General features: G+C 36.5%; 22 protein-coding genes. 9 read left to right on the forward strand and 13 right to left on the reverse strand.

The annotated features are described in order from the left end of the window. The first annotated feature begins 2 nt into the window (after positions 1-2). The 8 genes from ADIARSV_RS10085 (at position 3) to ADIARSV_RS10125 (ending at position 9,790) form a co-directional block, all read left to right on the forward strand. On the forward strand, positions 3-1,238 hold the full coding sequence (locus ADIARSV_RS10085) for an O-antigen ligase family protein (protein ID WP_016195398.1): 1,236 nt from the start codon (positions 3-5) through the stop codon (positions 1,236-1,238). 3 nt (positions 1,239-1,241) lie between these two features. Then, positions 1,242-2,291, forward strand: a complete 1,050-nt coding sequence (locus ADIARSV_RS10090; RefSeq protein ID WP_016195399.1) for a hypothetical protein — start codon at positions 1,242-1,244, stop codon at positions 2,289-2,291. Between the two features lie 76 nt (positions 2,292-2,367). Next, positions 2,368-3,216: a glycosyltransferase family 2 protein gene (locus ADIARSV_RS10095; protein ID WP_016195400.1), complete on the forward strand. Its 849-nt coding sequence runs from the start codon at positions 2,368-2,370 to the stop codon at positions 3,214-3,216. A gap of 5 nt (positions 3,217-3,221) precedes the next feature. Continuing rightward, complete coding sequence (locus ADIARSV_RS10100; protein ID WP_040299749.1) at positions 3,222-4,136, forward strand: glycosyltransferase family protein; 915 nt, start codon at positions 3,222-3,224, stop codon at positions 4,134-4,136. Positions 4,137-4,156: 20 nt separating this feature from the next. Beyond that, positions 4,157-5,122 carry a DUF6625 family protein gene (locus ADIARSV_RS10105; protein ID WP_016195402.1) on the forward strand — a complete coding sequence of 322 codons (966 nt, stop codon included), beginning with the start codon at positions 4,157-4,159 and terminating at the stop codon, positions 5,120-5,122. Positions 5,123-5,146: 24 nt separating this feature from the next. Continuing rightward, the gene (locus tag ADIARSV_RS21095; protein WP_016195403.1) at positions 5,147-7,111 is read left to right on the forward strand and encodes a WecB/TagA/CpsF family glycosyltransferase; all 1,965 of its coding nucleotides are present in this window, start codon (positions 5,147-5,149) and stop codon (positions 7,109-7,111) included. Between the two features lie 87 nt (positions 7,112-7,198). Then, on the forward strand, positions 7,199-8,332 hold the full coding sequence (glf, locus tag ADIARSV_RS10120) for a UDP-galactopyranose mutase (protein ID WP_016195404.1): 1,134 nt from the start codon (positions 7,199-7,201) through the stop codon (positions 8,330-8,332). 21 nt (positions 8,333-8,353) lie between these two features. Next, positions 8,354-9,790: a glycosyl hydrolase family 28-related protein gene (locus ADIARSV_RS10125; RefSeq protein ID WP_016195405.1), complete on the forward strand. Its 1,437-nt coding sequence runs from the start codon at positions 8,354-8,356 to the stop codon at positions 9,788-9,790. Positions 9,791-9,964: 174 nt separating this feature from the next. Here ADIARSV_RS10125 and ADIARSV_RS22490 read toward each other — a convergent pair whose 3' ends face one another. From ADIARSV_RS22490 to arfB, 4 genes are all read right to left on the reverse strand, one after another. Next, positions 9,965-10,189, reverse strand: coding sequence for a family 43 glycosylhydrolase (locus tag ADIARSV_RS22490; protein ID WP_016195406.1), 225 nt, complete (start codon positions 10,187-10,189; stop codon positions 9,965-9,967). A gap of 189 nt (positions 10,190-10,378) precedes the next feature. Next, positions 10,379-10,624 carry a hypothetical protein gene (locus tag ADIARSV_RS22495; protein WP_016195407.1) on the reverse strand — a complete coding sequence of 82 codons (246 nt, stop codon included), beginning with the start codon at positions 10,622-10,624 and terminating at the stop codon, positions 10,379-10,381. Positions 10,625-10,777: 153 nt separating this feature from the next. Beyond that, the gene (locus ADIARSV_RS22500; RefSeq protein ID WP_235048397.1) at positions 10,778-10,873 is read right to left on the reverse strand and encodes a hypothetical protein; all 96 of its coding nucleotides are present in this window, start codon (positions 10,871-10,873) and stop codon (positions 10,778-10,780) included. Between the two features lie 80 nt (positions 10,874-10,953). Further along, positions 10,954-11,367, reverse strand: a complete 414-nt coding sequence (gene arfB / locus ADIARSV_RS10140; protein ID WP_016195408.1) for an alternative ribosome rescue aminoacyl-tRNA hydrolase ArfB — start codon at positions 11,365-11,367, stop codon at positions 10,954-10,956. 261 nt (positions 11,368-11,628) lie between these two features. Between arfB and ADIARSV_RS10145 the strand changes: the two genes are divergently transcribed. Beyond that, positions 11,629-12,273 carry a DUF6266 family protein gene (locus ADIARSV_RS10145; protein WP_016195409.1) on the forward strand — a complete coding sequence of 215 codons (645 nt, stop codon included), beginning with the start codon at positions 11,629-11,631 and terminating at the stop codon, positions 12,271-12,273. Between the two features lie 283 nt (positions 12,274-12,556). Here ADIARSV_RS10145 and ADIARSV_RS10150 read toward each other — a convergent pair whose 3' ends face one another. The 9 genes from ADIARSV_RS10150 to ADIARSV_RS10190 all read right to left on the reverse strand — a co-directional run bounded on the left by ADIARSV_RS10150 (position 12,557) and on the right by ADIARSV_RS10190 (position 24,946). Continuing rightward, complete coding sequence (locus tag ADIARSV_RS10150; protein ID WP_016195410.1) at positions 12,557-13,411, reverse strand: oxidoreductase; 855 nt, start codon at positions 13,409-13,411, stop codon at positions 12,557-12,559. A 183-nt stretch (positions 13,412-13,594) separates the two neighbouring features. After that, complete coding sequence (locus tag ADIARSV_RS20550) at positions 13,595-14,050, reverse strand: META domain-containing protein (protein ID WP_052016993.1); 456 nt, start codon at positions 14,048-14,050, stop codon at positions 13,595-13,597. A gap of 545 nt (positions 14,051-14,595) precedes the next feature. Next, entirely contained in the window at positions 14,596-16,056 is a 1,461-nt protein-coding gene (locus tag ADIARSV_RS10160) for a hypothetical protein (RefSeq protein ID WP_052016994.1), read from the reverse strand. A gap of 23 nt (positions 16,057-16,079) precedes the next feature. Continuing rightward, complete coding sequence (locus ADIARSV_RS10165) at positions 16,080-17,765, reverse strand: FAD-dependent oxidoreductase (RefSeq protein WP_016195414.1); 1,686 nt, start codon at positions 17,763-17,765, stop codon at positions 16,080-16,082. 4 nt (positions 17,766-17,769) lie between these two features. Continuing rightward, complete coding sequence (locus ADIARSV_RS10170) at positions 17,770-19,416, reverse strand: FAD-dependent oxidoreductase (protein WP_016195415.1); 1,647 nt, start codon at positions 19,414-19,416, stop codon at positions 17,770-17,772. A 5-nt stretch (positions 19,417-19,421) separates the two neighbouring features. Beyond that, positions 19,422-21,071, reverse strand: coding sequence for a glycoside hydrolase family 172 protein (locus tag ADIARSV_RS10175; protein ID WP_016195416.1), 1,650 nt, complete (start codon positions 21,069-21,071; stop codon positions 19,422-19,424). A gap of 181 nt (positions 21,072-21,252) precedes the next feature. Then, on the reverse strand, positions 21,253-21,639 hold the full coding sequence (locus ADIARSV_RS10180) for an alpha-glucosidase domain-containing protein (protein ID WP_160166653.1): 387 nt from the start codon (positions 21,637-21,639) through the stop codon (positions 21,253-21,255). A 94-nt stretch (positions 21,640-21,733) separates the two neighbouring features. Then, complete coding sequence (locus tag ADIARSV_RS10185) at positions 21,734-23,116, reverse strand: alpha-L-fucosidase (protein ID WP_152439831.1); 1,383 nt, start codon at positions 23,114-23,116, stop codon at positions 21,734-21,736. 15 nt (positions 23,117-23,131) lie between these two features. Then, on the reverse strand, positions 23,132-24,946 hold the full coding sequence (locus tag ADIARSV_RS10190) for an arylsulfatase (protein WP_016195419.1): 1,815 nt from the start codon (positions 24,944-24,946) through the stop codon (positions 23,132-23,134). Position 24,947 lies beyond the last annotated feature (1 nt).

Below are 24,947 nucleotides of genomic sequence, written 5' to 3' on the forward strand. Positions count from 1 at the left end.
AAATGATTACGACAATCAGACTCTTTAACTATAAGATATATTTACAGGAATTCCTGGTTATCTTTTTCTGCTTCTTATTAGTTGAAAAATCATTTATATGGTTCTTCAGCCAGAATGCTTATATCAATGAGGTTGCTATTAAGGCATTAAGCATCGCAATTTATGGCTATGTCTTAATCAAAGTGAATGATCTCAAATTAAGTGAAAAGATCTATGTAGGCATCTTTACCGCATTAATGGTCAAGCTCCTTTTACAGTCATTAATTGAGTTTCAAGTTTTCTTTAGAAACTTTGAAATATATACGGTGATTTTTCCTATCATCTTTACCATTTTTATAAAATCAGAAATGAGAAAGATGAACGCTGATCTCCTAGGCTTTCTTGCAGGCTTTTACCTGTTGTCCTACCTCGTTTTCATGGCTTTATTTGGACATAATTTCTCCTTTAGTCTGGAACATATAGAGCCTAATACAGGTCCATTTTCAGGAGACACACGCATCCTTCATGCGCATTCGATATTCATGCTGATTATCCCGTTCTTATGGTATCTCAACAAATTTATCAATAAGCAAACCATTCAATCCTTTCTTCTTTTTGCATTATGCTTTACCATCATTCTTGTCCACCAACACAGGTCTGTATGGAGCAGTGTCATATTTGCCACATTTGTATATTTCATCCTTGTTCTTCGTACAAACAAAAAAGCACTCACTGGAGTGGCAAGTTTTACATTGACATCTATACTGGCTCTTATAATTGCCATTTACTTCGTATCTGCTACGTTTCCTGGACTGCTAAGCTTCTTTGGTGAACGTTTTAGTGAAATTCTTAACCCATCTACCGATAGTGGCACAGGAGGATTTAGAATTGAACAAACTGAAATGTACTACAATTTCATCAAACAAAAACCGCTCTTTGGCTGGACGTTTGAAGGTTACAGTTTAGAGAATCCCTTAGTAGATTGGTGGGATGCCAATACTGGTCATCATTTCCATGAAGGCTTTGTAGAAATCTTATTCTACCATGGCATCTTTGGCTTACTGTTCAAGTTCTCGTTCCTCATTTATATATTTTTTAAATCATTTAGCCGGCATTTATCAAACAGGGCTGTGGTACTTATTCCTTTTTGTCTGAGCGGACTTGTTTTTTCATTAAGTTATGTTGCACCACTTATTTTCTGGGGACATGTAGGTCTCTGTTTATATTATCTGGAGAGTAATAAAACCTTTAAAAGCTAAATCATGAACTATATATGCACCTGGTTGTGCGCTGATGAAAAAGGTGAAGAAAGCGATTTTCCCCAATCAGGAAAAAAATCTTCAAGCCAGAGTCACCAAAACATTTATTGGAGATGTCTGGCTGTATTCTATATTACCAGCACACGCTTTAATAAAAACGAAAAGCATTTATTATTTACAAACGTAAAAACACTGCCCACAGTAGATGGCAAAAATATAAGGGACCTGCTTCATGATCTGAATGTAGAAATTATACCTGTCGACTTTAAATATAAAACACCAAAAGGATACTTTAAATCATTTCAAAATCAGTTCTTCGAATTTTCCATTTTAGAATATATATCTAAAAATAGCAGTCAGTTAAATGATATGTATCTCATTTTAGATTCGGATTGCATTTTTATTAAGTCCGCAGGCAGCCTGTTTAATGAAGCGTCAAAAAAAGGATTTATTTCCTTCGAAATAGACAGCCCTGTTGATTATAAACTTAATGGTCTCAGCAGGTTGGATATGAAAGATTTATTCGCAGAACTTCTTGGCAGAGAGGTAAATGATATTCCTTCCTATCATTTAGGTGAGTTTCTTTTATGTAATGTATCCAACATTAAAAAGATCTTTTCAGATTTCGAACAATTGTGGTTAGATCTATTAGTAAGGAATGAAAAAGGCTTAAGCAAACTAAACGAAGAAGCACATACATTAAGCTATCTGTATTATAAAAATGGATTGTCGGCAAGCCAACAAAATACTTTTATTAAAAGGATCTGGACCAATCCAGTGTTCTATCGAAATGTTAAGCCCACAGATTTAAGGCTGAGCATCTGGCATTTACCAGCAGAAAAAACATTCGGTATTGCCCGCTTATTCGAGTACCTGGTAATTCGATCAGAAGACTACGGACGATTTATGCCAGATAGAAGCTTTTTATTCCTGGTAAGAAATACAATAGGGATTCCTAATCTAAAGGTTTACAGAAAAATAGGCTATTATTCAATTAGTTATTATAAGGCTATTACCAAGAGAATACTGAAATACGCAGGAGCAACTAATTAATAGCACAAATCTATTCAATAGAAAATGCAAATACTCCCGCATAAATTTCTTTGCCTACAGAATTAAAAAACAAGACATGAAGATCGCTGTAATGCTGACCACATTCAACAGGAAAAACAAGACCCTATCCTGCTTACGCAGTTTAAGTAAACAAGTTCTACCTGAAGATGTAACTTTTGAGACTTATCTTACTGATGATAACTCAACAGATGGCACATTTGAAGCTGTCAAATTTCATTACCCGGAGACACATCTTTTAAAAGGAACAGGCTCACTTTTCTGGGCAGGAGGAATGAGGAATTCATGGCAGGAAGCATTAAAGGGAAATTATGATGGGTACCTCTTATTAAATGACGATACCTTTCTGAAAGAAGATGCTATCTCCAGCCTTTTACAGTTTAATAGCAGCACAAAACACACCCATCAGGATGCCTTAATATGTATTGGAAGCACCTGTAACACAGAAGGAGAAATTACGTATGGAGGGAAAAAGCTAAGTTCCAGTTATGCACTTAAAGGTGATTATATATTTAGCGAAACCGACTATTTAGCATGTGATTTTGGTAATGCCAATATTATGTTAGTCACTGCCAAAGCCGTAGAAAAGCTAGGCATACTTTCATCAAAATTCACACATGGCATAGCTGATTATGACTATACCCTTAAAGCAAGAAAAGCAGGAATAAAAATTCTTGTAGCACCCGGCTTTCTTGGTACCTGCATACACGATCATGGCAAGAGCTGGAAAAGCACAAAGGACAACTTAAAAGAAAGGATTAATTTTCTTAAAAGCCCTAAAGGATTAGCTTACGACGAATATCTTTACTTCATACGTGCACATTTCCCCTTGTCCTACCCTGCAGCCTTTTCGAAACTCTGGCTTAAGACACTCTTCCCATTTCTATGGGATGTTTTCAAAAAATAAATGCCATGAACAGCCCTGTAATCATATTTTGTTACAACAGATTGGATGGTTTAAAGCTCACAATAGAGCATTTAAAGCAAAATTACCTTGCAGCATCTACAGATTTATATATTTTTTCTGATGGTGCTGCTAAAATAGCAGACAGTAAACAAGTGGATCTCGTTAGAGATTACCTGCAAACAATTGATGGATTTAAAGAGGTTAATATTCAAACTTCAGCTGTAAATAAAGGACTTGCCAAATCAATAATAGATGGGGTTACCGAAGTTCTTAAAATACATGAAAGTGTAATCGTTTTAGAAGATGACCTGCTTACCAGCACTAATTTTCTAAACTATATGAATCAAAGTCTGGAGTTCTATAAAGAAAATAAAAAAGTCTTTTCAGTATCAGCATATTCATTCCCTATCCTATTCCCCCAGGTCTATATTTATGACAATTACTTCACCAAAAGAGGATCATCATGGGGATGGGGGACATGGCGAAACAGGTGGGAATCTGTAGATTGGCAAGTAAGTGATTACGATGATTTTGCACATAACCCCATTGCACGAAAGAAATTCAATCAGATGGGAAGTGATATGGCCGATATGTTAGATAAACAAATGAAAGGCAAAGTCAACTCCTGGGCAATCAGGTGGTGTTATCATCAATTTAAAACCGACACGTTCACCGCTTTCCCATCCCAGTCAAAAATACAGAATATTGGCTTTAGTGCTGCTGCTACTCATACCAGTTCTGTTCAGCAATCACGATTTGCCACCATAATGGACGACTCGAATAGACAAAGCTTTAAATTAAATCCTTTTGTTAGTTTGAATAGCTTAATAGTCAAGCAATTTGTAAAAAGATACAGTGTAATCACACGCCTTAAATACAAAGCACTATCATTAATTCAATATAGAATCAGCTTCTTATAGCATACATTATTAATTTTCGCATGAAGAAAATTGCAGTCATCGCTCTGTGGTTTGGAAAACTACCTGATTATTTTTACTTGTGGACACGTTCGTTAGAAAGGAATAAAGATTATACCTTCCTCCTTTTTACCGATCAACACATTCCTGCAAAAGGTCTTCCTTCCAATCTCAAAGTATTCAGTTATTCGTTTGATCAAATAAAGGTAACTATAGAAACTTCTTTATCCATCAAACCTGCATTGGATTATTCTTATAAATTATGCGATTTCAGACCAGCATTTGGAGAAGTGTTTGCATCACATTTAGCTGGATATCAATTTTGGGGATACTGCGACATCGATGTCCTATTTGGGGATTTATCCCGTTTCATAACTCCTGAAATTTTAGCCACTAACCACAAGATTTTTAATCGTGGCCACTTTACATTATATAAAAATGAACCATGGATCAATCAGCTTTACCGATCATCAAAAACCATCAATGCAAAGGAGATATTCGAATCCCCGGCGTGTTATATTTTTGATGAATGGCATGGGATCCATCAAATATTTAAAGAATTTAATCTATCCCAATATCATCAGGAATGTATAGCAGATATCCAGCCCAACAAAGCAAGATACACCTGCAGTAATATTGAAAATTTTAAAAAGCAATTGTTTATTTGGGAGAACGGAGCAGTAAAACAATACTACATTAAAAATGAAACCTTGCAATCCCGCGAGCTCGCTTACATTCATTTCAAAAAAAGAAAAATTCATATCAAAGACACCAAAGCGTTTAGCAGTTCCTCAGTAATGCTAAATGCATTTTCATTTATTCCCTTTGAAGGTACAGTTACCATTGACCTGGTTAAAAAGTACGATCAGGCAAATTATATACATTTCTTCCAAAGGCAGTCTGGAAGACTACTCGACACGCTATCGCGCTATATCGAGCAAGCTGTCCCTATAGATAAAAGCTTAATCAGCAAACCGATAGATTCATAATAATTAACGATAAAACACTCAGCTGTGAAAATTCTACTCATACATACATTTTATGGGCAAAGTGGAGGCGAAGATCAGGTTTTTAATAACGAATTCGACCTTCTCTCTTCTGCTACCCAAGTTAAAAAACTGTGTTTTGATAACAGTGGAAATATGCTTGCCGTATTTTTCAAGTTTATTCTTGGACCCTACAACATTTTCTCGTTAATAAAATTCAGAAAGGCGATTAAAGAATTGAGGCCGGATGTTGTACATATCCATAACTGGCACTTTGCCGCATCTCCCTTATTGATTAGGGCAGCCAAAAAAATGGGGATTCCTGTAGTGGTTACCCTTCATAATTACCGGTTACTCTGCCCATCGGCGACACTTTTTCACCAAAACGAATTATTTACCGATAGCCTTTCTGGAGGATTTCCCTGGAAAGCTGTATTTAAAAAGGTATACAGAGATTCCTTGTTCCAGACTTTTTGGCTGGCATCTATCACTTATTTACATAAAAAGCTTAAAACATGGCAAAAAGTTGACCGCTATATCACCCTCAGTAATTTCGCCAGGGAATTGTTTCTACAATCAGATCTTCACCTGAAGCAAAAACAGTTGGTAGTAAAATCCAATTTCGTAAAAGACAGCGGTTATAACATTAAGAATCGTTCTACCAGTTTTTTATATGTAGGCCGACTGAGTCCGGAAAAAGGTATAGAGCTCTTAATTAGCGCATTTGCTGACACCAATTTCCAATTAACTATTGTTGGCGATGGCCCACTAAGAAACGAAGTAGAACAGGCCGCAGCTAAACATAGCAATATTACCTACTTGGGCAAAAAGTCAAACATCGAAACTATGGATTTAATGAGGCAAGCAAATGCACTCATCTTTCCATCAATATGGTTCGAGGGGATGCCTATGACCATTCTTGAAGCATTTTCCACAGGGACTCCTGTCATCGCCAGCCGCTTAGGATCTATTCAACATCTTATTAGTCCTGGCTACAACGGTTTACTATTTAAGGCTGGTGATCGCGAATCACTGCAGTCTTGCTTGCACGATTGGCAAAATCTTGATCCATTAAGCAAAACAGTACAGTGCATTTACTCACGAAAGACATACATCACGAACTATACGCCAGAAAAAAACCTAGACCAGCTCTTAAATATTTACCAATCCGTCATTGCGCCGAAACAAAAGACTATTGAAACCATGAAAAGAGATCATGCCAGGGAAATTACTGTTTTAGATTTCCCGGTATTCAACTCATCACTTGATAACATAGAACTTAAGAACAAGGCAATGATCAATACGATCAATCAATACTCCTATATCATGTCCATGAAGGATGCCAAGTTCAAGGAGGCCCTCATTGCCTCTGATGTGCTACTTCCCGACGGAGTAGGAATAACTATGGCATCAAAACTGCTCACAGGTAATAAGATAAAAAAGATTGCCGGAGCTGAGTTACATCAGTTTCTTCTTGAAAAATTGAATAAAGAAGGTGGCAGTTGTTTTTATCTTGGATCTTCCGAACCTACTCTTGAAAAAATAAAGGCCCATGTGTCTAATGAATTTAGTGCTGTCAAAGTAAATACATACTCCCCTCCTTTTAAGGCTGAGTTTGATGAGAAGGATAATCTGAGAATGATTGAAGCCATTAACAATTGCAATCCGGATATTCTATTTATTGGGATGACTGCACCAAAACAGGAAAAGTGGGCCCATGTACACTATAACCAGGTTTGCGCAAAAACAATCTGCTCCATTGGAGCTGTATTCGATTTTTATGCCGGAACAAAGAAACGTCCATCACAGTTTTGGATAAACATGAGACTGGAGTGGTTCATTAGGCTCCTTCGTGAACCCAACCGCCTATGGAAGAGATATTTATATTACGGACCCTACTTTGCCATTATTCTGATCAATAAAAAAATAAAGAAAAGTTTCACTCTTCCACCCACTTTTGAAAAGCAAGCCAAGGCAATTAAAACTCAATAATTGCACACCCGGCTCTAACAATTTTACTTTTAAAAGACTGAACATTCAGGCCATAGAATCCTTTACAGTTAAATCAACAGCATGCGAATGAAAAAATATGACTATCTGATTGTAGGATCCGGACTATATGGTGCAATCTTTGCTCACGAAGCAAAAAAAAGAGACAAAAAATGTTTAATTATTGATAAAAGATCACATATTGGAGGAAACATTTACTGCGAAAACATAGAAGGCATTAACGTTCACAAATACGGAGCACATATCTTTCATACCAGCAACAAAAAAATATGGGATTATGTCAATTCCCTGGTTGAGTTTAATCGCTATACAAACAGTCCGGTTGCAAATTACAGAGGGAACCTATACAATCTTCCCTTCAATATGAATACTTTCTATCAACTGTGGAAAGTAAAAACACCGGCAGAAGCTAAAGCGATAATCGACCAGCAGGTAGCTGATGCAGGTATTGTAAATCCACAAAATCTCGAAGAACAAGCACTCTCCTTAGTAGGAACTGATATTTACAATACGCTCATTAAAGAATATACGGAAAAACAATGGGGAAGAAAAGCAACAGAACTACCCTCTTTTATTATCAAACGTTTACCTATCCGGTTTACATTCGACAATAACTACTTCAACGATCAATATCAGGGAATTCCTATTGGCGGATACACTAAATTGATTGAAGTGCTGTTAGAAGATATAGAAGTAAAAACAGGGGTCAATTACTTCGATAACCGAAACGAATGGAATGAATTGGCCGACCAGGTTATCTATACAGGGATGATTGACGAATACTACGATTATAAACATGGCGTCCTGGAATACCGTAGTTTGAAATTTGAACACACTGTTTTAGAAACTCCCAATTACCAGGGAAATGCAGTTGTGAACTACATCGATTCTGAAATCCCTTATACACGAATAATAGAACATAAACACTTTGAATTCGGAGAGCAGAAGAATACGGTAATCACTAAAGAATACCCGCTCGAATGGACTAAGAAAGATGAGCCCTATTATCCTGTAAACGACACTAAAAACGACCTGCTCTTTAAAAAGTATAAAGATATGGCGCGTTTGGAAGAAGATGTAATATTCGGAGGAAGACTGGCTGATTACAAATATTACGACATGCATCATGTAGTAGGATTAGCACTAAAGAAAGTGGAAGAACTATTTCCAGATTATCGTAACCAAACCATGCAAATTCCGTAACATAACGGAAATCAGCATGATATGAAAAATTTTTTTATGATTCTCATCTTCCTTCTTACAACAATTAACTTCTGTTGCAACGAAGAGGCATCGAATGAAATAGCCACTAGCAGTGCTGTTGTTCAAGACAAATCTGTTTCTGCAGTTAACGCAACCAGCACAATTATATCAGCAGACAACCCAGATCAACGCTTGTCATTACAAAATCTAATCAACACCCAGGCTTCTCTAAAAAAGACCCTATATCTACCTGCCGGCAAATATTTAATTTCTGATGAAATCATCATACCTTCCAATACTGTTATTGAAGGTGCCGGCGATAATACAGAAATTATACTTACATCGGGAACCAAAGCCGGTCGTAATGTATTCCGGATCCCTACCAGGATGACCAACATTAGCTTTAAAAATATTAAGATCAATGCCAATCAAGCTGGTAATACAGGAACTGATCTGGTAGCACTGTATATTACGGACAATGTAAGTAGCTTATACTTTAAAAACGTCAACTTTGCAGGAGGACGCGATCGCGGAGCAGTGCAAATTAAAGGCATCAATAACTACCAGGTAAAAACAGTTACATTCCAACACTGCCGTTTCTCCGAAGCAGGACGTACCAGCCTCGAAATGAGAGGTACACGTGATGTGAGTGTAATCAACTGTCTCTTTGAAAATTGGGGATCTCAAAACCCTAACTCTCCTGCCATTCAACTCCAAAGTCAGGATAACTACAACACCCAAATAGTAACTAGTATTTTCAATAACCGTTATGGCAAACAATTTGCAATTGAATGCGCTGCAGCTTATGTATATGATGCAAAAATATGTGACAACAAATTAAATGACCCGAATAACCTGGGTGGAAATGGCATATCAGGTTACTACAAACGCACATTGATATCTAAGAACATATTTACTGGCGGTAATGGAAACCAACGCAGTGGTTTAGAGATCTTCGGACAAAACAACACTTTAAGCTATAATACAATCCCTGCTGGTAGTATTGCTCTTGCACCCGGATTGAAAGAAGACGGCTCAGACATTCTTGTGAATAACAATACAGTGAAAACAAAAGGACCTAATATTGGAGGAATCCAAATGGGTAATGGATCATATAATTTAAAAAACATCAAGATCATTAATAATACAGTTGATACCCGTTTATCTACAGGAAACTCATCCGGCATCGTAGTTGGAACCTATGGTGCTCCAAGAGTAGTGACCAACATCACGGTCGAAACCAACACCATATACTCAAGCTCCCACTGCATTCGTTTACAATCGCTTCCCGGTAGTAAAGACATCTATCTCCTTCGGAACAACTGTAAAGAAGGATATGACTGGTTAAGCGTAATCACCAATACCTTCCAAAACGTTCAAGCAATTGGAAACATCAAAGGAATGGCAAATAAAACGATCAGTTACAGCGTGAGCATGCCTCCAATTATTGAACAATAAGCATTTTTTTTAATTAGCGCTACTCTTCTAAGAAGGCTTTTTCAAAGCCGTACCAATACGTAATGGAACTCCAAAAACAGGGGTTCCATTTGCATCCCAAACAAACTGCTGAGACCTTGGTGATCTAAACTGTCCGCATCCCTGACCAGGAGCATCATTAGCATGATATAAGATCTAATCTTCTTTTTCATCCGGAGATTTAAAGAACGAATTATGCCCCGTTGCGTAGACACCAGTTTCTGGCGATTGCTTAAACACCGAATTTTCACTCTTTTTCCAGGATACCGAATCCAGCAAACTCTCTCCCGTAAACGTTAAAAGTCCCAAAGCATACGAATCAGTCCAGCTACCACTAGCAGAATATACCACAAACAGCTTATCCTTATTTCCAGAAAACAATATCCATCTTTATAAACAGTCCATGGATCGGCACCAGAAGGAAGCAGTGGATTGGTAAATGTAGTTTGTACTATGGGATCAGAACCCGCTACCTTACTGGTAGAGCAACCACTGATTCCGCAGTAAAAAAAGCCAGAAATAAAAAGCTTAACCTTTTCATAAACTACTTATTAACATCCGGTTCAGCATTTAACGTTTCCAGGCAATACTATGCAGATATACCCGCATCGTATTGAAGCCGATACCTTCAGCCCATCCCAATTTTTTATCATCTGCTTTCTTAAAGCTCTGATAACCCCAGTTGTCCTTTTGTTGCCAAACATGGTTATCTACCAGTAATCCCAGTCCACCAAATTCACCTAAAACCAAGGCATGTTTTGCACCAAAGATCTCAGGACGAGGTATAGCCGGCTCGGGATAATTATGCAGATCCACAATATGACCCCGTTGGAGCAGTATAAACCATTAGGCCACCATCCCTGATCCAGGGACCATATTGGAACACAAACTTGTTATTCAATAATCCTTTGGATTCCGTTTTTATCCGGTCCAAGAGAAGATTTCCGCATCGCAAAATAACTAGTTACTTCATCCAGGGCTTTTTCCTTTGCGCATCACCGCTATTTTCCAATGATACAAGAAAGGACTTTCGGGAGACCAAAGCTCTGCATTCGGATTCTTCAATACTGCCGCTTCATCATTATTTTGCTAAAACATGGTTAGTTCAGGTAGATTTTAAATGTAAACGATGAACTCTATTAATATTAGGAATCAGGACCACTATTTTTCCTATTGATTTTTTTCACAGCATGGAGCTGCTTATTTCTAAGTCGCTTTTCAATAGAAGATTTCTTGGGTTTAGTCGCTTTTCTTGTTTTATGAACATGCAGCGCATTTTTCAAATGTAGATAGAGCTTTTCAAGCGTCCGTTCTTTATTTAAATATTGACTGCGCTCCTCTTCACTGATCACCTGAATAAGCCCTTCCGCAGTCATGCGATTGGCTAGCTTTTGTTTCAATCGTTCCTTTTGAACAGAATCAAACACCAGAGAAGCTTCAAAATTGAAATTCAATTCAGCTTTGCTGGCTACTTTGTTCACATTTTGCCCGCCTTTACCCCCACTTCTGGATGTTTTAAAAGTGATATTGGGTAACAGATCCTGAATCGAAAATTCCATGCTCAAATTAACAAAATAAACCTGTCTTATTTAAGGTTAAGGTGAAAGATATACTGATAGATCATTATTATCTTCCTTTTAAATAAACCGCACAATATACCCAGCTTCTCCGCACCTCCTCCGCACTTTCTCCGCTCGCCAAGCAAATAAGTTGCGGTTTAGAACCAACTAAATTCAGCATTAAATACGATTTATTACATGACTTGTGAATACTACTATTTACCTTGCCAATATCATTTAACAATTTAAATTAATAAAAAAATGGCTCATTACGAAAATGGCATTAATGGAAGTTTCCATGGCAAAGTAGGTCCTACTGTAGGTTGCACATGGAAAGGGGTTGACTACATCAGGGCAGTTCCTAAACGAAGTAAAAAAACACCTACAGCAAAACAAGCAGCAACAAGGTTGACATTCAAATACCTCCAGGAATGGCTTGCACCGCTGAAAGAAGTAATTACAATAGGTTTTAAGGAATACAACCCCAGAATGACGGCACTGATGGCTTCGCATTCTTATACCTATAATCATGTCTTAAGGGGAGAATATCCAAACCTGTATATGGATTATGCATCCGTAATGATCAGTTATGGCGACCTTCCAGGGGTAGAGGATGCAGCAGTTCGGTTGCCGGGATCCAATAGGATGGAGATCACCTGGAATCCGGAAAATGAGTTATGCGATGCTTATTGGGGAGATGTACTTTTTTACCTGGTATACAACCGGGTAACGAATGACACTTTACAGGGAATTGGCATGGGAACACGCATGGAGGGAATGCTAAAAATTGACATACCTGACACCTTTAACAACCAGGAACTGGAAGTATATATTGCTTTTAAATCGCTGAAGAATAACAGGGTTTCAATGAGCCAATATTTAGGGACACATAAATTAAATTTTTAACAAAAATAAAGGAGGCCTCAACAGCCTCCTATATCAAGATTTGATAGTTATTTTTAATTTTCTAAATTATTCAAGGAAAAAGACTGGAATAACACCAAGAGATTATCGTAAAAAAAGGCTTGAGTAGCTAATGAAGAAATCTATATTTATTATAAGGTTCTTAGCAACTCAAGCCTTTTAAAAAATAGTTAGTTTTCTATTTAATACTGGTTAAGCAATCATTTGACGCCACAAAGTAGATCAATTTTTGTATTGAGCTCTTTGTTAAAGTCTACTTTATCAATTACCTTTCAGATTCTGGAAAATCGGCACTCAGGCTTAATTCTTTCCAAGACTCAAAATTCTCTTTTAACATCTCAGTTTTTTCTATAGCCATTTTAAATGCAGGTTCACCAAGCAAAAGCCTCAACTGATGGTGCTCAGCATAAACGGCTTCAATAATGGCTTCACAGCCTCTAACAGGATCCCCTTGTTGTTTTCCACTTCCTATTTGACTTGCATCCATGCGAACACCAACGGTTTCTTGATAGTCTTTTATAGATACTGGTGTACGGGATGTAGATCGGCCCGCCCAATCTGTACGGAAAGGCCCTGGTTCTACAAGTAAAACCTTAATCCCCAGTGGAGCTACTTCCTGAGACAAAGATTCTGATAATCCCTCTACAGCAAATTTAGTAGCATGATAGTAACCTGTTGCAGTAAAAGCTCTTAGTCCGCCAATAGAAGAAAAGTTGATGATATGTCCGTTGCGTTTTTCGCGCATTCCCGGTAATACAGCCTGTACAACATTTACGAGACCAAAAAAGTTGGTCTCAAACTGTGCCCTGATTTTCTCTTCTTCGCCTTCTTCAATGCTGCTGAAGTATCCATATCCGGCATTATTTACCAGGACATCGATCTTCCCAAAGAATTCCTGAGCTTGAGCTACCGCATTTGAAACCTGAGTTTTATCTGTTACATCCAATGATATCACTAATGATGTATCTTCATACCCTTCAACAATATCCATAACCTGATCTATATTCCGGGCGGTGACTACTGCATTCCAACCTTTTTTCAATATTAACTTCGCTAATTCTCTACCAAAACCGGTAGAGCAGCCAGTGATAAACCAAACCGGCATATTACTTTTTTCCATGATTCATCAATTTATTTATAAAGTGCTTAATTGTAATTAAACACTATTTTCTCTGATGTGTTCTTGGAATGAATATGCAACTTCAATTATTAGACAAGATTGACATTTAGCTAAATCCTTGTTTAATATTGTTATCAAATTTTGATAAACAGCTGAGGTACATACTACTCCTTTATCAACGATTTACTTAGGTATAGTAACGGGTACACCTTGAAGTTTTGCCACAAGAGTCCTACCGTTACTAAGCAATAGTTGGTTGTTGATGATGCTCCAGTTGTTTACCTGTTCTAACGCTTTAAGAAGTGTCGACTCATCATAACCGGGACATGCCATTCTGGTGGTAATCAGCGGAGAGAATTTTAATTTATCCAAGTCTGATAGTTCAAATGTTCCAGTGAGACGATTACAACCCGTTGATCCAGATACTCGATTAATTTGGCCCGGATAAAATAGAAGATAAGAAGTATCCCTGCCTGTAGAAACAGGCTGGCTATTTAACTCGATGAAATTCCATTTATACTGATAAAGCATTTCGCTGCCTCCCTGGTGGGGTGGCGTAGTTGCCAAACGTTTCTGACTACAGCTATATGTCATGCTTATCAGAGTAACAAAAAGGAAGATGTTGATTGTTTTTTTCATACTATTAATGAACTTAAAGGCAAGTTTAGTTTTGTAAATTTAGATTAGAATTCAGAATAATATAGAACATTCCATTTAGACAACCGTTAAGAAGATGACAATTGCTTATTTACTTACAGCCACTGTTACTACCAAAACAAATAAAACCGTTAAGTTTTTCAAACTTGATCTCTATTGTACAATTGAAGTGAGGAATAGTTTAAAATCAATAATTTGATAAAATGGATTCGTGCTGATAACTTGAGCCACTTGATAGTATGGTTGTAAGATTAATTTCAGTTTTAAGCAGCATAGAATGAGCTATGGCGCGTTTGATTGTTGGATGGTATATAAATGGCCCAACCCTATTACCGTAAAATTAGAAAATGTTGAAACTGTAAAATAGTTTTTAATTGAGTAAGTTATATCAACCAAGCTTTTGCTCGTTTATAAAGAGTGCAGCAATAGGGTAACGATTCAATCGAATTAATGATTTGCTATTTTTACATTCGTATGAACGACCGCAAAAAAGCTTTGGCCTTTCGGTTTTGCTGTTTTACACCTTCTTATGGTTTCGATATACTATTGCCCTTCCCCAAATCATTTACATTGCCAAGACTTTTAACTGTATTCTTTTCGGATAATTGCCCAAGGATAACTGGATATGGTGTACCATTGATTAATGTTATATTGGTTGCTTTATAGCGCTCATCCTTAAAATACTTAGCGTAATTTTCTTCATAACCTTTCGGTATTTTTGGGAAATCTGTGGTAAGAAATTCAAAACGAGCAGTATAACCAATCACAATTGGTCTAAGTGTTGCATCAAATGGCGTTGAATTTCCAACTTGTGTGAGTTTAATTTGATGTCCACTTCCTTTAATGGCGGCAAATACATGGTTGCCTACTGCGTATGGAGCAGGTAAAACTTTTAAATCAATCTGTTGGTTAGCAGATGCATCTGAATGCATGTAAATAAGAGGCCCGTAAGCAGCATTTCCACTGCAATTGATCATTTTACCACCATTATTCAAAGTAAAGCCTTCTACAATACAATCAAGAACGGTAGAATTGCTAACCTTTACTTCTCCTTTACCTAAATACAATTTGATACCTCCGCGGCATTTTCTTACAACACAATTTTCAACAGTTACGGAACCAGGAATATTATAAGATCTAATGCCATCCTCTGTAAGGTTTAACATCACATCATGCGGAATTGGCAAGCCTTTCATAGGCCCTAAAGGCATTTTATAATCAAATTTTTTGGGTAAATCTCCATCATTGGTTTCTTTATACACATCGTTACTTGGCCTAACATCACCCTCTATATAGGTGTTTTTTATAAGTGTTTTATCCGCTTCTTTCTGCATATAAATTACATGTCCAAATGCTCTATGTTGAAATTCGCAACTATCTACCGTATTGCCAATACCTGTAATCAATAGTGCACAATGTTTATCTAACCCGGTAGCGTTATCAGCACCAATTCCATACATATTGCCATAACCGTAAGGGAAAGAACCGCGTGTTGTCATTTTTACACCTATCACCAAATTGTTATTACCTAATACCTTTATATTGGCATCTCCTTTTATTCCTTTGGCGAGTGTACTTCTATTTTGATTATAGCTGCCAAAATCCGTCACTTTTTGCATCCCATTTTGATAGGTATCTTCAAATTCTCCGCCCCTTAGGATAATATTTGAACCTGTTAATATAAAATGAGCCGTGGTAAATTTCCCGACCGGAAAATTGATATAAGCACCAGATAAGTTAATGGTATTATTTGACCCTGAACATGGGAAATTTCTTGCATTTTCTGGCAATTCAGTAATGTTGTATTTGCCAGCTTTCAGCACAATAACCTGATTATCGCTTTGTACAGCTTCCCTTAATTCGGAAAGGGTTGAAACGCTTACATCGGTTTTATGGTGCTCTACATTTGTGTGAACCAAATTGTATGCAAAAGCCAATTGAAAAGCGGTTACTGTAAACACAAGAATTAATAATTTTATTTTTTTCACTTGATTATTCTATAAATATTGATTTAAGGCTTTATATAACTTAACACCTGTTTATCTGCAATTAATCGCTTACTCAATTCCCCAAAAGGTAAATCATGTATATCCATTTTTTTATCCAAAGCTAAACCAGCAATCGTCCCTGCACTCTGACCCAATATCATAAAAACTGGTTCCATACGGATAGAACCAAATGCAATGTGAGAGCTAGAAACGGCTGAGGGCACGATAAGATTTTTGCATTGTTCTTTTTTCGGTATAATGGTTCCTAAATGAATTTGATATGGTTGGTTCGCATCTACACCTAAATCTCCTTCATTTTGCACATATCCTTCAGGGGTAATATAACGCTGAACATTATGAGAATCCATAGTATAAGAGCCCATGCCGATTGGTTCATTAACTTTATGCTTCCCTAAAATTTCGTTCTCGGTCATCACAAAATCTCCAACCATCCGCCTGGCTTCTCTTACATATATTTGGTAAGGCCAGTGTCCATTATCCACAAATTCATCTTTAGATAAACCCCATTTGTTTATATTGTCACGTAAACGTTCCGGCACACTTTCATCATGTCCCCAAAAGTAAAGTAGCCCTTTATGATAACTGATGTGCTCTTTTAAAATTTCTTTTCTTTTGGCATAAGAAGCTTCTGGATAGTCATAATTCATCCCGATATTATCCGAACTAAACGGTCCTACATTATTTACATCTCTTTTATTATTTGGGATATTTCCACCGCCAAACATGTTAGTTCGACCCGAGGTGAATACTCTCCTCAAAAGTTCATATTGTGCAGGATCATAATCTTTCGGTTTTTCAAATGGAACAATGTTTCCTTTAGCATTAGTAGTGCAAAGCCTATAATTATATGCTTGTATTTGATGATCACCAGAACCTTGTTCCCCAGGCGCTGCTGTTGATATTCGCGGAAGCACACCACTTGTTGGATCTCCTGGAATTACATAAGGGCTTATGTTTAGATTGCCAAAATTATGACTATGGTGAAAAACACCTTTTTGCACCCCGTTCCAAGTTTCGTTATAAACGCTGTTGGCTTCTCTGCCTACGTGATATTTTACACCCGCAGCAGCCATTAAATCTCCCTCATATCCTGCGTCAATAAAAATTTTACCTTCAAATTTTTCACCTGTTAACATGGTGATAGATTTAATTGCTCCATTAACCAGTTCCACTCCATTTTCTCTATCTAACCACTTATCACGATAGATTTTGATTTTATTTTGCTTTATAAAATCTTCAAAAATCTGTTCAGCCACATGGGGCTCAAAAGTCCACATGGTTTTAGCAACATCATCAATTGCTGTAGTTCCTTGTCCTTCGTTACCATATTCATTTTTAGCTTGCCATTTCCAAACGTCATCGTTTTGGTAATGATTATAAACACGCTGATAAAACTCTTTAGAAATTCCGCCAATAACTACTTTGTTACCAATATCTGTAAAACCTAAACCACTGGCAGATAATCCACCAATATGCTTTTCCGGACAAACAATAATCACAGATTTATGCATTCTAGAAAGTTGCACTGCAGATGCAATAGCGGTAGAAGTACCTCCATAAATAATCACATCTGCTTTAATTGTTTTAGGTTGAGCTATGGTGTTAAAACTAAAAAACAGGATGCTTAAGCTAAATAAAATTAGCAGTTTAATTTGGTGAATATTGAAAATAGAATTTAAATTTTTCATGTTTTTAATTTAGCAATTGTCCATCTTTCAGTAATTGTTCTTTAAGTTTTGCATAGGGTACATTTTGTACTTTACCATCACCATTAGTAGCCAAAACAGCGGCAGTTGCTGCAGCTTGTCCTAACATCATATAAACAGGTTCCATACGGATGGAGCCATAAGCACTATGCGAAGCAGAGAGACATACAGGGACTAATAAATTTGAACATTCCTTTTCTTTGGGAGTGATGGATTGATAGCTGATTCCATAAGGACTAACACCTGTCCATTTTGGAGTATCTGCATGTAAAGCACCGTCTTTATCTACCCAAATTTGGGTTGGATGAGAATCCATTCCATAAGAGCCTAAAGCTACTCGATCATCTACTTTTTCACCACCTTTTAACTGATTTTCAGTCATCACAAAATCACTTATCATTCTACGCCCTTCGCGTACGTAAAGCTGAAAAGGAAAGTGATCGGTATCTAAAAACTCATCTTTAGCATAACCTAGTTTTGATGCTCTTTTACGAACAACTTCTGGTACTCGGGGATGATAAGCCATCGTCCATAACAAGCCTTTAGTGTAAAGAATATGTGCTTTGATTATTTTATCTCGTTTGGCATAATCCGCATCTGGATATTCATCAGCCATGCCCATATAATCTGTAGAAACCCAACCAGCTTTGTTTGTATCTGTTTTATCATTTGGAATTGGATTAGAACCTAATGGAATTCCTTTGGTATTTCCAGCCTCAAACCAACGAAAAAGCAATTCGTACTCAGATTCATCATAACCTTTGGGTTTATCAAAAGGCACTCTATTATCTTCTTGCGAGGTTAAGCATAAACGATAGTTATAAGCTTGCACTCGATGATCCCCTTCACCCTCTTTACCAATAACATCAGCAACTAAACCTTTAATGATACCGCTTGTAGCATCGCCCTGAACTACGTATGGATCTAAAGGTCTTTCTCCCATTCTTGATGGTTCTTTAGTTTGTACACCGTTAATTTTTTCACCGTATTGCGAATTTGCCTCTCTCCCAATGGTATAAGAAACCTCCGCTTTTGCCATTAAATCGCCTTCGTAAGTACAATCGATAAAAACTTTAGCTGCAATTTCCAAACCCGATTCCATAGAAATAGAAACGATGCGATTTGCCTGTTTTTTTACGCCTGTCTTTAAATTGAGTCTTTCATTATAAATTACTTTAACTTTTTCTGAAGCCAACATTTCATTTAATTTCAATTCTGCTACATGGGGTTCAAAAACGAATAAAGCATCATCAGAAATACGACCGGACTTTGCCCTAGCCAAAAAGTCTTCTTTGGTTTGGAATTTCCAGTTTTTGGGATCTTTATACCACTGGGCAACTTTTTGGTAAAACTCGCGAGCTACGCCTCCAATTGTGGCTTGCTTACCTACATCAGTATTTCCTAACCCTCCTGATGTCATCCCTCCTAAATGTTTTCCTGGCTCAATTAAAACTACGGTTTTACCCATGCGGGCAGCTTGTATTGCAGCAATTACTCCAGATGAGGTACCGCCGTAAACACAAATATCCGTATTTAAACTTTTATGGTTTTCAGCGCTGGTTACTGCGTTTAGTTTTATAATTGATGTTAATATAAAGCAAAGCGCAAGGATAAATTTAATGCTATTTTTCATTTATTTTATTTTGGTTGGTTTGGGAAACCCGCTGGTAATGGTGGTATTACTAAGGCGCCTTTTGGGTCTGGCTTCCTGTTAGAAAATATATTTTTATCTCCATACCAATAAACCCCTACTCCATAACCCATATTACAATCAGTCCAACTCCAAATTTCCATATCCAATTTTAAGGCACTTCCAAAAGGCATGGTATCTAATGAGCGTGTACGTGTTTCAGTACTGTAACCTAAAGTGTTTTTATCATTACTGGTTTTGCGGTTTAACTTATTGTACACAAAACTGCGTGGTTGAGCATGAAAAGGGTGCTCGTAAAAATCATTACTTTGTCCTCCCCAGGAATAACCATAATAATCCTCAGTTCCGGTTCCAAAAATAGAAGGGAAATTTTCGTTATCTACCCATATTTTCTCGTCTCCCTCACCCCACCATCTAGCAACAGGATTCATAACAGTTAAAGCATCACCAACATACACACCACGACCTTTTAAAGTTATATAATTCCAATCCGAATAAGGACGAGTTGCAACAGGATATTGACCTCGCCATGCGGCATTAAAGTACATGCTTTGTTCGTCCCATTTCCAAGCTCCAACTTTAGCTTTTAATTGGATGTTTACTGCTGTTTCACTTAAATTTTCAATGGTGATTTTACCTGTTTTTTGATAAGGCATTACCCATCTGGCAGACATTATTCCGTCTTCGTCAACTGTAGTATACCACCCTTTAAAAGGATTAAGACCTATACCCGTTCCAAAAAAATCACCTATTGGGCACCAAACCGTTTGTTCTCCGTCAAATTCCATTTTAACAATTACCGAACGTGTGATAGATGGATCTTTATAATCAGAAAGTTTTATACTAAAATTTCGAACAGCCGCATTCCCTTTTGGTAATTCTATCGATTTTTGTTTTTTTGAATCTAATTTAGCTTCAATAGCAATCTCTTTACCATCTTTTGCTTCTTGAGGGCTAACCAATGTTTTACCAACTTGTTCAATCAATGGTTTAACCTTATTAAAATCAGCCATGCTAAAAGTTTTTACTGCTGTTCCTATAGGATATTTTTGATAAGTAAACTGGTAAAAAAATGGCATTCCTGTTGTAGTAATCTTACAGGATTTAGCATAAGGAATTGGGAAAAAAGAAACTGCTGACTTTAAAGATTTATGTGCAAAAGGATAAGGAAATAAGCCTGTACCATTTAATAAACCTAACATATTGCCTTCTAAAACTGGTCTATTGCTTCCATCTAAGTATATTTTAATTTGAATATCAGTTTCTGGCTTATTCGCAGTCCTAAATGGCATCCACGTTCGAACAATTGCACCAGCACCTTCATCTTCCATTAAAACCCATTCCTTTTGCCCATTATTTTCTTCGGTTCGGATAAAATTGTGGTCAGTTTCTTTGGTATTATTATCCTTATTATCAAACCAACCTACCGTATCTTGTGGCGTTTTTGAGGCTCTGTTGTAACTACTTTGTTGTTTTAACCTAAAATCGGATTTAGGAAAACGAGCAATGGCATCGCGGTTAACCATCTCTTTTAATAAAGACTCAATAGTAATTTGCTCCTTATTTTGGGCATTCAACATTCCAGCGTAAGCCAAAGCTAAACCGCATAATAAAATCTTAATTCCTATTTTTTTCATTGTGTTTTTTTGAGCTAATTAAAGTTTTATAATAATTTCATCTCCATTAAAGATCACTTCTTCTTGCTTTGTTTTTCCAACAAACCCAATAATTAATTTCATAGGATTTTTAGAAAAGTTGATGAATTGATCTGAATCATTTTTAAGCGTTAAGGTTTTTGAAGTTTCTGAATAAGCGAAATTAAACTAAACCATAAATAGCTTCATCTCCAACTGCAAAAGATTGCGAAACCTTATTTCCCTGATTTTTTGGATTAATGTAAGTGTAATCTTTAGTTTCAGATAGTAGTTTATTATCCTTTTGGTTTTGATATTGAATATTACCGTTGGCATTTACAATCACTTTTACAGAATCGGTACTGATGATTACCTGCCCATTTTTTTCAGCTACTTGCCAAGGTGTTTTTTGAGGAGATAAAACGGTTACATAATCAGGAATTTTAGATGCAACAGAATTATCCAGCACCTTCTTGATATGAATAATGTAATGATCAATAATTTGAACTTGTAAGATTGAACTATCTACATGAATAGTTACCGTATTATCTGATTTTTCGTACTTGAGCAAAGATTTAACTTTACAACCAGCCATTAAACAAATACAAACCACAGATACTAAAAAACTATTCTTTTTGAGATTAAACATATTTATTTTCTGAGTGCTATAAGCTAATTGCTCCTTTTAACTTCACTTTTATAACCGTTGCAATAGCATCTGGTGCTGTTACAGGTAATTGTAAACTAACAATTTTATTGTTTGTACTTACTTTTACTTCTTTCCCATTTTGTAACAAAGCAGCATCTACAACGTTATTATCGAAAGCCGGCAATACCAATTTGCCATCTGTAGGCCAATTAAATACTGAAAAATAAAGCACCGTATTTCCATTTTCTACTTTTTGTGTACAACGTCCCCATTCTAATTTTTCAAAAGGGCTTGCATTTACGCCATAAACTGCTTCAGCATTAGTTTTGGTCCAATTGCCCATTTCTTTTAATCGATCTACACTTTCTTGAGGAATAACACCTTCAGAAGTTGGTCCAACGTTCAATAAAAAGTTTCCACCTTTAGAAACTATATCTATCAAATTTTGAATCAACACTGTACTACTTTTCCAGTTATGATCTGATTTTTTAAAACCCCAAGTACGATTAATTGTCATACAAGATTCCCAAGCTTCTGGAATTCCTTTAGCAGGAATTTCTTGTTCGGGTGTAAAAAAATCTCCCGCGAAATCTCCTTTTTTAGATTTGATGCTCATACCGGTACGGGCTTTATCCACTCTGTTATTTACAATGGTATTTGGCTGTATTTCTCTGATGTAATTATATAGCTCTTTTCCCATCTCAGTGGTATAATCAGCAATCCAATCTCCATCAAACCATACTACACCGATATCGCCATAATTGGTTAAAAGCTCTTTAACTTGTGGTTTCATATAATTCTCAAAGTATTTTGGAAACTCTGGATTAACGATAGTTTGATCTTTTTGCCCGGCATTGTAATTAGGAAAAAGAGGTGCTTGTGCTTGTGGATGATGCCAATCTACAATAGAATAGTAAACACAAAATTTTATATCTGCTTTTTTACAAGCTTCTGCAAGCTCTTTAATAATATCTCTTTTAAATGGCGAGGAATCCATAATATCATAATTAGATATTTTAGAATCCCACATTGCAAAACCCTCGTGATGTTTTGAAGTTAGTACAATGTATTTCATACCTGCATTTTTGGCAATTGAAACCCAATCATCAGCATTAAATTTTACTGGATTAAATTGTGCCGCATATTTTTCGTATTCCTTCACTGGGATATCCAATTTATCCATTATCCATTCGGCATTTCCTTTAACCGTGTCTCCTTTATACTCTCCGGCAGGAATAGCGTATAAGCCCCAATGTATAAACATACCGAATTTTGCATCGTGCCACCATTTCATACGCTCTTCATCGTTCAGCTTTTTTTGCATAACCGCTTTCTGAGCATTGGCATATGTAATGCTCATTAGCATTATTGCTATTATTAATTTTAATCTTTTCATCATGTTTAACTTATGCTTTTAAATTTTTTCTATACTTACATAATAAGCACCTATGGTTTCATTTTTACCTAAAGTAAAAAACGATTGAAGTTTTGCTTCTCCTTTTTTAAGTTTCACCTCAAATTCAAGGAATTCTGGATTTCCAGTTACATTTTTAGAAAGCTCTATCCCTTGTATGCTTATGGCGGCTTTGGTAATTTTTAGCGCCTTTCCTTCATTACTCGCTGTTACCGTTGTACCTGCAATTGCTGGTCTGGCAGGTATGCCTTCATTTATTCCAACATGAATTTCTTCTGGCCATCTACGAAGCTTAATTTTATATGTTCCACTTTGATCTACTTTTAATAACCAATATCCGTTGTCTTTATAACCATCTCTTATTAAATTTTGGTTCCAAGGACTATCTTTATCAGTATGCCAATCGTGGCAATATAATGTTACCGGATTTACACCTTGATGTCCAATATAGATAAGTGGAAAAATTTTAAAGTTTGGTTCAAGTTTCTTCCACCAAGCAGCATACTCTTTTTTATATTCATTTACTTTATCAGGATACTTACTGGCAATATTATTACGCTGCTCTGGATCAATTTTAATATCATAAAGTTCTGTCCCGTTGATTAAGCGCCAATTTTCTTGCATTAAAGAAGTGCGTTTCCATGCTATTGGGGTTTCATCTCTTTGCGAATCGGTAATTATTATTCTATCCTTAAAGTCTTTAGTATCTCCTTTTATAAGGGGCGCCAAACTTTTACCATCAAAATTCAAATTTTTGTTTAATTTAAGCTTACATAGTTCAACTAAAGTTGGGAAAATATCGTAATGTGCTGTAAGCTCATTAATATCTGTACCTACAGAAATTCCACCATCTTTCCAGTGCATAAACAACGGCACTCGGTGACCGCCTTCGTACATACTTGCCTTTAAACCCCTCATTCCTGCATTAAACCCTTTTGAAACAAAACCATCAGCACCATTGCCTAAAAGATCTGCACCAGCAGAAGATCCATTATCAGTACTGAAAATTAAAATGGTATTATCCAATTGCTTTGTTGATTTTAAGTAAGTGATTAATTTCCCAATGTTCTCATCAACATTTGAAATCATACTGTAAAAAGCTGCATTAGGAATATTTGGGTTGTTTTCATATTGTTTTGAATATTTGTCAGCAACGTAATACGGTATGTGTGCTGCATTGGTAGGGATATAACAGAAATAAGGTTTGTTTTTATTGCCTTCAATAAATTTAATTGCATTTTCAAACCAAACATCGGTGCAATAACCTTTATATTTTTCTAACTTTCCATTATGCGAATAGGTATCGTCAAAATAATCATTATCAAAATAATCTGGAGTTTGATTAACGCCTCCTCCTCCATTAATTAAAACTTCTTCAAACCCCTTATCTTGAGGACGTGATGGATAATAATCACCAAGGTGCCATTTACCGAAAATCCCTGTAGCATATCCGTTTTCTTTAAAAGATTGCGCCATAGTAGTTTCTCTTTCTAAAAGTATAGACCGACCATTTATAGTGTGCCAAACTCCAGCTCTATCAGCATGACGACCAGTCATTAAAGCCGATCTAGTAGGCGCACAAGTTGGACTAACATGATAATTGGTAAATCTTGCACTTTCGTTATATAGCGCATCCATATTTGGGGTTTTAATGTATTTATTACCCAAACATGCCAAATCTCCATATCCTTGATCATCAACCAAAATTATAATAACATTGGGCTGCTTAATTGGTACTGTTTTAGCCTGTAATAGGTTTAAAGCATCGGTTATTACAAAGATAATTACCACTAAAAAATATTTACTTTTTATCATA

The organism is Arcticibacter svalbardensis MN12-7 (assembly GCF_000403135.1).
Classification (GTDB): domain Bacteria; phylum Bacteroidota; class Bacteroidia; order Sphingobacteriales; family Sphingobacteriaceae; genus Arcticibacter; species Arcticibacter svalbardensis.